This is a genomic window from Paraburkholderia sp. RAU2J (assembly GCF_003634845.1).
GTDB lineage: Bacteria > Pseudomonadota > Gammaproteobacteria > Burkholderiales > Burkholderiaceae > Paraburkholderia > Paraburkholderia fynbosensis.
The window spans coordinates 180,419-192,745 of record NZ_RBXG01000001.1 but is presented as its reverse complement, the minus strand read 5'-3'; the positions used below and the strand labels follow the sequence as shown (position 1 = coordinate 192,745).

Sequence of the window (12,327 nt, the reverse complement as noted above, 5' to 3'; positions counted from 1 at the left end):
CCCGCGCAATGCGGGCGAAACGATCAAGCCTCCTTATTAATGATCCACTCGTGCGCGGGGTCGTTGCGAAAATGCCAGACCCGTTGCGCGCCGGCCATCACGTTCAGATAGTACGAGTCGTAGCCATACGGCACGACCACCGGGTGATAGCCGCGCGGCACCATCACGACGTCGTGATTCTCCACCGCCATCGATTCGTCGATGTCGCGCATGTCGGTGTACACGCGCTGGAACGCGAACCCTTGCGGCGGATCGAGCCGGTGATAGTAAGTCTCTTCGAGCGAGCTTTCCTGAGGGACGTTGTCGGTGTCGTGCTTATGCGGCGGATAGCTCGACGCGTGGCCGCCCGGTGTTCTGACTTCCACCACGAGGAGCGACTCGGCGGGCTCGGTCTGCGGAAGAATATCGCAGACGTAGCGCGTATTCAGGCTTTTGCCGCGCGTGGAGCGCTTCATGGTGGCCGGTTCGATCAGGCGAGCCGGAAACTCGCCTTTGGCCGGCGCGCTCGCCACGCCGATCTCCGCATCGCGGCACGCGCGTACTGTCGCGCGCACGTTGGGCGGCAGATACACCGCATACGGCGCGGCGTCTTCGAACACGCTGTCGCGTGAGCCGAGCGAGCTCCACGTGGCGTCGGCGGTTTCGATATCCACCGCACCGGTGAGCACGACGATGCACACTTCGCGCGACGCTTCGAGCACGTGCACGACTTCGTTCGTCTCCAGGCGATACGCGGCGAAGCCCACGTAGCGCCAGCATGCGGACTGCGGCGTCACTCGCGCGATCGTCTGGCCTTCGCTCTGTGCTTTGACCAATAAGCTCATGCTGCCTCCTTCGTCGTTGTGTTTGCGGTGTCGAGCGGCGCATCGACCAACGCACGCAAGCTCAGGTAGCCCTTTTGCGCGTAGTCGAACGACGGCGCCACCACCGGGTCCTGTTCTGCCTCGACCACCAGCCAGCCGCAATAACCGTGCCGCTTCAGACGCTCGATGATCGCCGCGAAATTCACCGCACCGTCGCCTGGCACTGTGAACGCGCCGGCAATCACCGCGTCGAGAAAACTCCAGTTGCGATTGCGCGCGAGCTTCATCACGGCAGGGCGCACGTCCTTGCAGTGCACGTGGCACACCCGTGCGATATGTTTGTCGAGCACCGCGAGCGGATCACCGCCGGCAAACGTGATGTGCCCGGCGTCGAACAGCAGGCCCACGGCATCGCCGGTGCGCGCCATCAGTTGATCGACGTCGGCGGGCGTCTCGACATACGCGCCCATATGATGATGGTACGCGAGCCGCACGCCGCGGCTTAACGTATAACGCGCGAATTCGTCGACGCGCGCCGCATATGCGGCCCACTGCGCGTCGCTGAAAAAGCGCGGCCGTTGATAGAGCGGCTGCGGCGCGCCCTGAATCGAATCGGCGACTTCGCCATACACCATCACCGTCGCGCCGTTTTGCGCGAGCAGCTCGAGATGGGGGCCGACCGCGGCGATTTCTTCTTCGACGCTGCGTCGCGCGAGGCGTCCCGAGTACCAGCCGGAGACCAGCGCGAGATCGTACTGCGCGAGCAGCGTTTTCAGCGCCTGCGGCTCGCGCGGAAACTTGTTGCCGAGTTCGAAACCCTGATAGCCGATCCGGCGGCCTTCCGTGAGCGCAACGTCGAGCGGCGTCTCGCCGCCGAGCGACGGCAGATCGTCGTTCATCCACGACAACGGGTTGATGCCGATGCGTACCTCGAAAGCAGTCATGCGCGTGTCCTCATTCGTGGTCGGCGGGTTCGTCGGAGGCGGCCGGGTCGGCGCGCGCGGCGAGCTGTGCGTCGTATTGCGCGCGTGCGTCGCGCACGGCGTCGCGCGACGACACTTCGGGCACGGCGACTTCCCACCACCAGCCGCCGTCGTCGGTGGTGCGGGCCGGGTCGGTGTCGATGCTGACCACGTAGGTGCGATCCGCGGCGCGCGCGCGTTGCAGCGCGGCTTCGAGTTCGGCGATATTGGCGGCATGTTCGGCCTGCGCGCCGAGCGAGCGCGCATGCGCGGCGAAGTCGATGGATGGCGCGCCGAGCGGCCCTTGCACGCAGTTCTCGAGCAGATTGTTGAACGGTGCGCCGCCGCATGCCTGTTGCAAGCGGTTGATGCAGCCGAAGCCGCGATTGTCGAGCACCACGATAATCAGTTTCGCGCCGAGCATCACCGAGGTCGCGATCTCGCTGTTCATCATCAGATAGCTGCCGTCGCCGAGTATGACGATCACGTCGCGCTCCGGCCGCGCGAGTTTCACGCCGAGGCCGCCGGCGATCTCGTAGCCCATGCACGAATAGCCATACTCGACGTGGTACGCGCCCGGCTTGCCGGCGCGCCACAGTTTGTGCAATTCGGCGGGCAGGGTGCCGGCCGCGCACACCACGATGTCGTGCGTCGCGGAGTGTGTACTCGAACGCTGCACCGCGCCGATCACATCGCCCTCGTATGGCAGCACGGTGTCGCGCTGCGGCGCACGCGTGAGCGTGCCGACTGTATCGCGCCAGCCGGACGCGAGCTTGTGCGCGCGCGCGGTCCACGTGCGCTCCGCATGCCAGCCTTGCAGCGCCTCGGCGATAGCGTCGAGCGCGAGCCGCGCGTCCGCTTCGACCACCAGCGCGCGATGCTTGAGGCCGTCGAACGCGTTCGCATTGATGGCGATTACGTCGGCCTGCGTGAACAGCGTGTTCGAGCCGGTGGTGAAGTCCTGCAAGCGGGTGCCGATCGCGAGCACGCAGTCCGCATCATGCGCGAGTGCGTTCGCGGCCGGCGAGCCGGTCACGCCCAACGCGCCCGCGTTCAGTGGATCGTTCCACGCGAGCGAACTCTTACCGGCCTGCGTCTCCGCGACCGGGATGCCGTGCGTGGTCGCGAAGCGGTGCAACGCATCGGCCGCGCGGCTGTAGAGCACACCGCCGCCCGCGACGATCAACGGACGTTTCGCGTGCCGCAAGCGCGCACACGCGGCGTCGAGTTCGTCGACGCGCGGCGCCGGCGCATGAAAGCGCACGACGCGCGCAGCAAAGAAATCCGCCGGGAAATCCCACGCTTGCGCCTGCACGTCTTGCGGCAACGCGAGCGTGACGGGGCCGCACAACGCCGCGTCGGTCAGTACGCGCAGCGCACGCGGCAGCGCGCTGAGCAATTGCGCCGGATGCACGATGCGGTCGAAGTAACGCGATACCGGTTTGAAGGCGTCGTTCGCGGAGACGCCGCCGTCGTTGAAATCCTCGACCTGCTGCAACACAGGGTCGGGTGCGCGCGAGACGAAGATATCGCCCGGCAGCAACAGTACCGGCAGACGGTTCACGTGCGCGAGCGCCGCCGCCGTCAGCAGATTGGTTGCACCGGGTCCGATCGACGTGGTGACCGCCATCATGCGGCGGCGGAAATGCGCCTTCGCATAGGCAATCGCGCTGTGCGCCATCGCCTGTTCGTTGTGGGCGCGCAGCGTGGGCAGTTCCTCGCGATGCTGGTAGAGCGCCTCGCCCATGCCCGCGACATTGCCGTGGCCGAAGATCGCGAACACGCCGCCGAACAGCGGCTCGGTGCCGTTGCCGTCTTCGGTCGTCACGCGCTGCGCGGCGAGATAGCGCACGAGCGCCTGGGCCGTCGTCAGACGGACGGTGCCGCTCGAGGACGTGCGCGCTGGCATGGCGGCGCTTGCGGACGCCGCGTCGTGATGCTCATTGTGCATTGCGCGCTGGTTCATGCCGCCTGCTCCTGATGAACGTGATTCGATGCGCCTGCCGCCGGTGGGTTGCCGCCGGTGCCCGCGCTCGCGTCACGTGCCGCGCGCCATGACGCGATCAGCGTTTCGAAAGTATGGCGCACACGCGCGATCAATTCGTCGTCGCCGATTTCGCCGGCGAGCCATGCATGGCTCGGTTCGTGGAAGATCGTGCGGCCCACCGTGAAGCCTCGGCACGTGGCCGATCGGGCGGCCGCGCGAAAGCCCTCGTTCAACTGCTCGACGCCCGCCGACAAGCCCAGCAGCACCACGCCCCGGCAGTACGGATCACGCTCGGCGATCAGCGCGTCGACGGCCTGCCATTGCGCGGCGTCCATCGGTTCGAGCTTCCACCACTCCGGATAGATGCCGATGTTGTACAGCCGCTTCAACGCGCGGTACACGATGTCCGGCGCCTGAGGCAGATGCGCGTGCTTCGGCGGAATCACTTCGAGCAGCAGTTCATGGCCGCTCGCCTGTGCCGCGTCGTAGAGCGCGCGCAGTTGCGCTTCCTGTTCGAGCCGCTGTTCGATGGGCTCGTCGGGATGGAACTGCACGAGACATTTGACGACGTGTTCCTGCGGCCACGCGATCAGCGACGTGCCGATCGAGCGGCCATGATCGAACACCAGCGGCACCGAACCGGGCAATTCGACCGGGCGGCCGATCCACCAGCCACGGCCCGTGGCGGCGTTCAGCGCGTCCTGACCGTAGCGGTCGTCGATCAGTACGCCGATGCGATCCTGCAAGCCCAACGCGCTTTCGGTCTGCGCGACGGCTTCGACGAACAGCCCCTTCAGCCGTGCGATACACGCTTCGTCGGCGCCGGTTTGCTGCGCGAGTTCGAAGAACTGGTTGCGATGATCGAACGCGAATCCGAGCACTTCGCGCCACGGCTTACGAGCGGGCGACACGCGATGCAGACGCGCGAGCGTCGCGTCGCGATCGGGGCGGCGCATCCGTTGCGGATCGGCTTTCGCTTCGCGCAGGAAGTAGTCGAGTTCGGCCGGCGTCGGCATGGCTGGTGCGCAGCCATGTCGCGACACGACCAGCGCGCCGCTCGCATTCGCCGCGCGCGCGCAGGCTTCGAGCGGTTGATCGCGCAGCCATCCGGAAAGAAAGCCGGACGCGAACGCGTCACCCGCGCCGAGCACGTTCAGCACTTCGACTTCGACGCCACCGTGAAGCGGTGTGGCGTCGAGCGAAGCAGGCACCGCGCCGTCGATGATCTGGCAGCCGAGCGGCCCGCGCTTTAACACCAGCGTCGCGGGCGTGACGGCGCGCACCGCCGCGAGCGCGTCGGCGAGTTCGGTTTTGCCGCCGGCGATGCGAAACTCTTCCTCGGTGCCGATCACCAGATCGAACAGCGGCAGCATGCTTTGCAAATGCGCGGAGACGCCTTCGCTCGCGATGAAACGGGTCTCGCCGTCCGCCTTGTCCGTAAGCCCCCACAACACCGGCCGATAGTCGATATCGAGCACCGTGCGCACCTGATTGCGGCGCGCGTAGTCGAGCGCGCGGCGGCTCGTGCGGTTCACCTGTTCGGTCGAGAAGTGCGTGCCGGTAATCAGCAGCGCCTTCGACGACGCGATGAATACTTCATCGAAATCGGCTTCGTCGACGGCCATGTCCGCGCAGTTCTCGCGGTAGAAGATCAGCGGGAACGTGTCGCGGTCTTTGAGGCCGAGCAGCACCAGCGCGGTCAGGCGCTCGTGGTCGATCCGCACGTGGCTGACGTCGCAACCTTCCTTGGCGAGCGTTTCGGTGAGAAAACGCCCCATGTGATCGTTGCCGACGCGCGCGAGCATCGCCGAGGCGAGCCCGAGCCGCGCGCAGCCGAACGCAATATTCGCCGACGACCCGCCGAGATACTTCGCGAAGCTCGACACGTCTTCGAGCCGCGCGCCGACCTGCTGGGCGTAGAGATCGACAGCGAGGCGGCCGAGGCACACGATGTCGCGGCTGCGCTCCGGCGCGAACCGTCCGCTGTCCGCCGAAGCCGGCGTGGTTCCGCTGGATGTGCTGGAGTGATCCATGAGTATCCCTGAATAGCTGGGCGCGTGTCACCGGCGAGCGAGGCACCGCACGACACGCGCGAATCGGTCAGATCGTCGCGCCTTCCAGTTCGCCGATCATCTTCTGCATTTCGGCGCCCCCGGCCATCATGTCGAGCACCTGGTCCTTGCTGATGGTGTCCTTGGTGAACGTGCCGAGCGATCTGCCGCGATTGAGCAGCGTGAACGAATCGCCGATCGGATACGCGTGGTGCACGTTGTGCGTGATGAAAATCACCGAGATGCCTTTGGCGCGCGCCTTGTGAATCAGCTTCAGCACGTTGAAGCTCTGCTTCACGCCGAGCGCGGCGGTCGGCTCGTCGAGAATCAGCACGCGCGCGCCAAAATGAATCGCCCGCGCAATCGCGAGGCATTGCCGCTCGCCGCCGGACATCGTGCCGATCGGCTGATGCGGGTCGCGCACGTTGATGCCCATTTCCGCGAGTTTGTCGCGCGCGGTCGCGGCGCTGGTGTCGAGGTCCATCACCTTCAGGAAGCCGAACAGTTTCTTTTGCGGCTCGCGTCCCATGAAGAAATTGCGCGCCACCGAGAGCAGCGGCACCAGCGCGAGATCCTGATAGACGGTGGCAATGCCGAGATCGAGCGCATCTTTCGGCGACTCGAACAGCACCGGCTGGCCGTCCACCAGATACTGGCCGGAGGAGGGCTGATGCACACCGGCCAGGGTCTTGATCAGCGTCGATTTGCCCGCGCCGTTGTCGCCGAGCAGGCAGTGCACTTCGCCGCGTTTCAGATGCAAGGTCACGCCGCTTAACGCGATCACCTTGCCGAAGTACTTGCTGACGTTTTCGAGCGCGAGGATCACGTCGTCGCTGGGCGCGTCGTTGGCATCCTGCGGCGGGGTCACGGTATTCGTATCGGACATGATCGTCTCCTCGTTACGACTGCGCGACGCGACGGCGCACGTAGTGATTGAACAGCACGGCGATCAGCAGCATCACGCCGAGGAACACGCGGAACCAGTCCGAACTGACGTTCGTGTACGTGATGCCGATTTGCACCACGCCGAAGATCAGCGCGCCGAAACATGCGCCGATCACCGAACCGTAGCCGCCCGTCAGCAGCGTGCCGCCGATCACCGCGGCGATGATCGCTTCGAACTCCTTCTGCAAGCCACGGTCGGCGGCGGCCGAGCCGATGTCGCACACTTGCAGCACTGCGAACAGGCACGAGCAGAACGCGGTCAGCACGAACAGCGAAATCTTCACGCGGCGCACCGGCACGCCGACGTTTTTCGCCGCGTTCGCGTCGCCGCCCACGGCGAGAATCCAGTTGCCGACACGCGTTTTGGCGAGCACGAACGCGCAGATCGCGGCGAGCGCGAGCCACCACAGAATCACTTTGGGAATGCCCGGCACGAGCGCATGGCCGTTGTCGAGCAGGGTGCCGATGCCGTGATGCGCGAGCATCAGGAACAGGCCGTGAAGGGCGACGCCGTGAAACAGCGTGTTCGCGAGCCAGTCCTGTTGCGCGAGATCGCCGACGCCGGAGACGATGGTGCGGTCGGCGAACATGATCGACAGCGCGAGCGTGAGGCCACGCAGGATGAACAGGAACGCGAGCGTGACGATGAACGACGGCAGGCGCGTGCGCATCACGAGATAGCCGTTCAGCGCGCCGAGCAGCATCGAGCCGGCGAACGCGAACAGGATCGCGAGCGAAATCGGCCAATGAAAATAAACTGACGGAATCGCGACCATCATGCCGGCGAAGCCGATCATCGAGCCGATCGACAAATCGAATTCACCGGCGATCATCAGCAGGCACGCGCCCACCGACAGGATGCCCAAATACGCCGACACCTGCGACCAGTTCATCACGCCGTCGAGATTGAACATGCCGGAGTTGCCGGCGCTCAGCGCGAATACGAGAAACACCAGCACTGCGCCGGAAATCGCGGCGAATTCCGGGCGATTCAGCAAGTGACCGAACTTCGATTCCTTGCGCACGCGTTCATCCGCATCCGGCACCGACGGTGCGGCGTTCTCGCGCGGCGCGGCGGGAGTGGTCTTGACGTGCGGTGGGAAGTGTTTGCCGGCTACACCCATGATGTCTCCTTGGTGCCCGGTTGCGTCTCTGGCCAGGCGGGGATGCACTGAGAGGACGACAGCCGGTGAAATGCGCGCGGGCGGCGGGCGGCCCGCTCCGACCTCGAGCGTGACCCGCCTCGCGCGTGACTGGCTAGGGAAAAAATCAGCGATACTGCCCTGCGTATTTGACGACCTTGTCGAGGTTTTCCTTCGTGATGAAGCCCGGACCCGAGCGGATGTTCTTCGGCCCATACGACGGCGCGAGGCCATAGGTGGCGAGGCGCGCCTTGAACTTCGGATTCGCTTCGAGAATCTGGCGGATCTTCACGGGGTCGGTGGTGTGCTCCTTCTTCACGATCGCCAGCACGGCGACCGGGATATAGCCCTGCAGGTACGGCTGCTGGTCGATCGCGAACTGGATCGTGCCGTTCTGGATGGCCTTCGCGATGTCGTCGGAGAAGTCGAAGGTGGCGAAGTAGATCTTGCCGGCCAGTCCCATCTGCTGAACGGCTTTCAATGTGGCCGACGCCGGGGTCGGTCCGAGCGTCAGGATCGCGCCGGTGTTCGGATGGTTGCGCAAAAACGCGCTGACCTTCGATTGAATCTCGGTCGGGTCCTGGCCGGAGTCGATCGTCGAGGTCCTGTAGTCGACGCCGATCGCCTCGGCAAAACCACGGCAACGGTCGAACGACACGGTGTTGGTGGCGAGGTGATTCACGCACACGAACGACTTCACGCCCGCGGCCTTGGCCTTTTCGCCGGCCGCTTTGCCGGCCACGTATTCGGGTTGGCCCACGTGCATGATCGCGCCGAGCTGCGCGCTTTGCTCTTCGGTGCCGGAGTTGATCGTGACGAGCGGAATCTTTTTCGCGGTCACTTTGCCGATCGAGCTTTTCAGCACGTCGAAATCGGCGATGGTGACGATCACGCCGTCGTAATTGCGCGCGGCGGCCTGCTCGACCAGACGCGCCATATCGGCGATGTCGCCGTTCGGCGGATTGCGGTAGTCGGTCTCGACGTTGAAATCCTCGTCGGCCTGTTTGATCGCGTTCTTGATGGTGTTCCACCACGAGTCCGAATCCGGTGCGTGGCTGATCAGCACGAAGTGAGCGTCCGCCGCGCGGGCGGCCGAGGCCGCGCCGAATCCCGTCGCCAACGTCAACGCCGTCACCAGAACCCTGAGCGTAGCCTTGCCCTTGCAAAGTCTCATTGTCTCCACCTTTCTCGGTCTGTCGTTATTGAGGGAGCGTCTGGCGGGCGGCTTTCCATCCGCATACTGGCCGGTGCAGGTCCACCGAGCACCATCGCTCACGACCAAGAGTAGGTCATCTTCCGTGGCGTTGCAATGAAAATTTCATGACAAATAAAAATGGAAAATACGTTCCATTTGGTAGCGAGCCTGCCTATAATCGGCAGCGTCGGAAGGCCGTGCGGCGGCCTTGGCAAGCGGCTGCCGCACTGCAATAAAGCACTTGAGAGAGAGTCATGGCGCAAGAGAGCACCGAGGAATTGCCGAGCGTCGACGAATTGATGCAGCGCATCGCGGAAAACTACGAGGCGTTGCCGCGGCAGTTGAAGAACGTCGCGACCTATATCGAACAGAACCGCTCGAGCGTGATGGTGGACCGCACGAGCGACATCGCCGCGAGTTGCGGCGTGCATCCGTCGGCGGTGGTGCGGTTTGCGCAGCGCTTCGGCTTTTCCGGCTTCTCCGATTTGCAGGCGGTATTTCGTCAGGCTTACACGGGGCAGGGCATGTCCTCGCCGAGCTATCAGCAGCGCATTCGCAAGCTGATCGACGAGAAGCCGGGCGCGTTGTCCGGCGGCGCGGTGGCGCGCGAATTCATCGCGGCGTCGCGCGGCGGTCTCGAAGAACTCGAAGCAGGACTCGACGACAGGCAGTTCGACGCCGCGGTGAAGATGCTCCAGCAGGCCGACAACATCTATGTGGTCGGCGTGCGGCGCTCGTTTCCGGTGGCGAGCTACATCGTCTACGCGTTGCAGCACACGCCCAAGCGCGTGCATCTGGTGTCCGGCTTCGGCGGCATGTACCGCGAACAGATTCGCAGCGTGAAGAAGGGCGACGTGGTGATCGCCATCAGCTTTGCGCCCTATGGCAAGGAAACGCAGTACTGCCTGCGCGTCGCGCATCATCATCAGGCGAAGACGCTGGTTATTACGGATAGCCAACTATCACCGCTGTCGCGCTACGCGAGCACCCAACTGTATGTGAAAGAGGGCAGCGCGTTCGCGTTCCGCTCGCTGACCAGCACGATCTGTCTGTGCCAGGCGTTGTTCATCGCGCTCGCGTACAAACTCGAATTGAATGTTGAAGAATCCAAAGACACTGGAGGATACGATGACTGACGCGGCAAACAGAATCGATGTGGCGGTATTCGGCGCGGGGCGCATCGGCAAGATTCATGCGGCCAATCTCGCGCGGCATCCGGGCGTGCGCCTCAAGTACGTGGTCGACGTGAATCGCGAGGCCGCCGCGGCGCTCGCCGCCGAGCATGGCGCGCAGGTCGCGGATATCGACGGCGCCATGGGCGACGCCGCAGTGGGCGCGACCGTGATCTGTTCGAGCACGGACACGCATGCGGACCTGATCGTCCAATCGGCCGCGCAGAAAAAGCATGTGTTTTGCGAGAAGCCGGTCGACCTGACGCTGGAGCGCGCGCGGGTTTGCGCGGACGCAGTGGAGCGCGCGGGCATCGTGTGCATGATCGGTTTTCAGCGCCGCTTCGATCCGACCTTCTCCGCGTTGAAAGCGCGCGTCGACGCGGGCGAGATCGGCACGCCGGAAATGCTCGTCGTGACGAGCCGCGATCCGGGCGCGCCGCCCGTCGACTACATCAAACACTCGGGTGGCATCTTCAAGGACATGCTGATCCACGACTTCGACATTTTCCGCTGGATTCTCGACGATGAAGCCGACACGCTGCATGCCACCGGCAGTTGTCTGAGCGACCCGGCGATCGCCGCCGCGGGCGACATCGATTCGACCGCGGTGACGATCCGCACGAAGCGCGGGCGCCTCTGCCAGATCAACACCGCGCGCCGCGCCGCGTACGGCTACGACCAGCGTTTCGAAGTGCTCGGCAGTACCGGCATGCTGCAGGCGGGCAACGTGCGGCCGACCGAAGTTACCGCGTACTCGAAGACCGAAGTGTCGAGCGACGTGCCCGAGGCGTTTTTTCTCGAACGTTATCGCGCGGCCTACGCCCTCGAAATCGCGCATTTCTTCGACGCGGTCACGCACGGCAAGCCGGTGCGCACGACCGTCGCCGACGGCCTGAAAGCACTCGAACTCGCCGACGCCGCGACCCGCTCGTGGCGCGAGGGCCGAGCGGTCACCCTCGGCGAGGCCTCGTGATGAAGCCGGCCACGCAGCGGCTTCATGTCGGCGTAGTCGGGCTGGGGCGGCTCGGCAAGCGGCACGCGGAGAATCTCGCATATCGTGTGCCGGGCGCGACGCTCGCCGCCGCGTGCAGTCCGCTGGAAGACGAGCGGGCGTGGGCGCGCGAGACGCTGCCCGAGCCGCGTCTTTACGCCGATTACGCCGATCTGCTCGCCGATCCCGGCGTGGACGCGGTGTGGCTCGTGACGCCGTCGTCGTTGCACGCGCAGCAGATCATCGACGCGTTGCGCGCCGGCAAGCATGTGTTCTGCGAAAAACCGTTGTCGCTCGATCTCGCCGAATGCGAGCGCGTGCTCGCCGAAGCCGCGCGGCATCCGCATCTGCAGGCGACCATCGGCTTCATGCGCCGTTTCGATCCGAGCTACCAGAACGCGTTCGACAGAATCGCGGCGGGCCAGATCGGCCGACCGTTCCTCGTGCGCTCGCAGACCACCGACAGGAACGACACCGACGGCTTCTTCGTGCGCTTCGCGGCAACCTCGGGCGGGATCTTCCTCGACTGCACCGTGCACGATATCGACGTCGCCCGCTGGCTGCTCGGCAAGCCGCGCGCGAAACGCGTGTTCGCGGCGGGCGCGGTCGCGCTGCACGATGGCCTGCGTGAATTCGGTGACGTCGACAACGGCGTGGCGATCTGCGAGTTCGAAGACGGCAAGCTCGCGATGTTCTACGCGTCGCGCACTCAGGCGCACGGCAACGACACGCACAGCGAAGTAATCGGCACGGCTGGTGCGCTCGCGATCGGTCACAATCCGCGCGCGGATCGCGTCGAGATATACGACGCGACGGGGATTCGCAACGAATGCACGCCGAACTTCTTCGATCGCTTCGAAGAAGCGTTTCTGCACGAGGCGCGCGCGTTCGTCGCGGCGGTGCAGGGCGGGCCCGCGGCACACGCGCAGGCGGGAGCGAGTCTGGCCGACGCGCTGGAAGCGACACGCATCGGCATCGCGTTGCGACGGTCGCTGGAAAGCGGCGAGGCGGTGACGCTATAGCACGGCCATCGGCGCGCCGGTGTCACCTCGGGCGGCGACGCGCGGCCTGCTGTAGAA

The 12,327-nt window shown here is 65.1% G+C and carries 10 protein-coding genes; 3 read left to right on the top strand and 7 right to left on the bottom strand.

The window, feature by feature from the left end; translation table 11 throughout:
* Nucleotides 1–23 precede the first annotated feature (23 nt).
* The 7 genes from iolB to B0G69_RS00830 form a co-directional block, all read right to left on the bottom strand.
* The gene (iolB, locus tag B0G69_RS00860) at nt 24–824 is read right to left on the bottom strand and encodes a 5-deoxy-glucuronate isomerase (RefSeq protein WP_121315242.1); all 801 of its coding nucleotides are present in this window, start codon (nt 822–824) and stop codon (nt 24–26) included.
* Nucleotides 821–1,747 carry a myo-inosose-2 dehydratase gene (iolE, locus tag B0G69_RS00855; RefSeq protein ID WP_121315241.1) on the bottom strand — a complete coding sequence of 309 codons (927 nt, stop codon included), beginning with the start codon at nt 1,745–1,747 and terminating at the stop codon, nt 821–823. Before iolE ends, iolB begins: the two co-directional genes overlap by 4 nt.
* Before the next feature lie 10 nt (nt 1,748–1,757).
* Nucleotides 1,758–3,731, bottom strand: a complete 1,974-nt coding sequence (gene iolD / locus B0G69_RS00850; RefSeq protein WP_121315240.1) for a 3D-(3,5/4)-trihydroxycyclohexane-1,2-dione acylhydrolase (decyclizing) — start codon at nt 3,729–3,731, stop codon at nt 1,758–1,760.
* The gene (gene iolC / locus B0G69_RS00845) at nt 3,728–5,785 is read right to left on the bottom strand and encodes a 5-dehydro-2-deoxygluconokinase (RefSeq protein ID WP_121315239.1); all 2,058 of its coding nucleotides are present in this window, start codon (nt 5,783–5,785) and stop codon (nt 3,728–3,730) included. The genes iolD and iolC overlap by 4 nt, the downstream gene beginning before the upstream one ends.
* A 67-nt stretch (nt 5,786–5,852) precedes the next feature.
* Nucleotides 5,853–6,689 carry an ATP-binding cassette domain-containing protein gene (locus tag B0G69_RS00840; RefSeq protein WP_121315238.1) on the bottom strand — a complete coding sequence of 279 codons (837 nt, stop codon included), beginning with the start codon at nt 6,687–6,689 and terminating at the stop codon, nt 5,853–5,855.
* Nucleotides 6,690–6,702: 13 nt separating this feature from the next.
* Nucleotides 6,703–7,872 carry an ABC transporter permease gene (locus tag B0G69_RS00835; RefSeq protein ID WP_121315237.1) on the bottom strand — a complete coding sequence of 390 codons (1,170 nt, stop codon included), beginning with the start codon at nt 7,870–7,872 and terminating at the stop codon, nt 6,703–6,705.
* 145 nt (nt 7,873–8,017) lie between these two features.
* Nucleotides 8,018–9,064 (bottom strand): sugar ABC transporter substrate-binding protein, encoded by a 1,047-nt coding sequence (locus B0G69_RS00830; RefSeq protein WP_121315236.1) that lies wholly within the window; start codon nt 9,062–9,064, stop codon nt 8,018–8,020.
* 275 nt (nt 9,065–9,339) lie between these two features.
* Here B0G69_RS00830 and B0G69_RS00825 point away from each other — a divergent pair, with 275 nt between their 5' ends.
* The 3 genes from B0G69_RS00825 to B0G69_RS00815 are packed head-to-tail and all read left to right on the top strand — an operon-like array spanning nt 9,340 to nt 12,270.
* On the top strand, nt 9,340–10,221 hold the full coding sequence (locus B0G69_RS00825) for a MurR/RpiR family transcriptional regulator (protein ID WP_121315235.1): 882 nt from the start codon (nt 9,340–9,342) through the stop codon (nt 10,219–10,221).
* Complete coding sequence (gene iolG / locus B0G69_RS00820) at nt 10,214–11,230, top strand: inositol 2-dehydrogenase (protein ID WP_121315234.1); 1,017 nt, start codon at nt 10,214–10,216, stop codon at nt 11,228–11,230. The genes B0G69_RS00825 and iolG overlap by 8 nt, the downstream gene beginning before the upstream one ends.
* Nucleotides 11,230–12,270: a Gfo/Idh/MocA family oxidoreductase gene (locus B0G69_RS00815; protein ID WP_121315233.1), complete on the top strand. Its 1,041-nt coding sequence runs from the start codon at nt 11,230–11,232 to the stop codon at nt 12,268–12,270. The genes iolG and B0G69_RS00815 overlap by 1 nt, the downstream gene beginning before the upstream one ends.
* The last annotated feature ends 57 nt before the right edge of the window (nt 12,271–12,327 follow it).

What these genes read in the sequence shown, in the direction of transcription:
- iolB (WP_121315242.1), bottom strand. Translation starts at nt 824, where the DNA reads ATGAGCTTATTGGTCAAAGCACAGAGCGAAGGCCAGACGATCGCGCGA.
- iolE (WP_121315241.1), bottom strand. Translation starts at nt 1,747, where the DNA reads ATGACTGCTTTCGAGGTACGCATCGGCATCAACCCGTTGTCGTGGATG.
- iolD (WP_121315240.1), bottom strand. Translation starts at nt 3,731, where the DNA reads ATGAACCAGCGCGCAATGCACAATGAGCATCACGACGCGGCGTCCGCA.
- iolC (WP_121315239.1), bottom strand. Translation starts at nt 5,785, where the DNA reads ATGGATCACTCCAGCACATCCAGCGGAACCACGCCGGCTTCGGCGGAC.
- B0G69_RS00840 (WP_121315238.1), bottom strand. Translation starts at nt 6,689, where the DNA reads ATGTCCGATACGAATACCGTGACCCCGCCGCAGGATGCCAACGACGCG.
- B0G69_RS00835 (WP_121315237.1), bottom strand. Translation starts at nt 7,872, where the DNA reads ATGGGTGTAGCCGGCAAACACTTCCCACCGCACGTCAAGACCACTCCC.
- B0G69_RS00830 (WP_121315236.1), bottom strand. Translation starts at nt 9,064, where the DNA reads ATGAGACTTTGCAAGGGCAAGGCTACGCTCAGGGTTCTGGTGACGGCG.
- B0G69_RS00825 (WP_121315235.1), top strand. Translation starts at nt 9,340, where the DNA reads ATGGCGCAAGAGAGCACCGAGGAATTGCCGAGCGTCGACGAATTGATG.
- iolG (WP_121315234.1), top strand. Translation starts at nt 10,214, where the DNA reads ATGACTGACGCGGCAAACAGAATCGATGTGGCGGTATTCGGCGCGGGG.
- B0G69_RS00815 (WP_121315233.1), top strand. Translation starts at nt 11,230, where the DNA reads ATGAAGCCGGCCACGCAGCGGCTTCATGTCGGCGTAGTCGGGCTGGGG.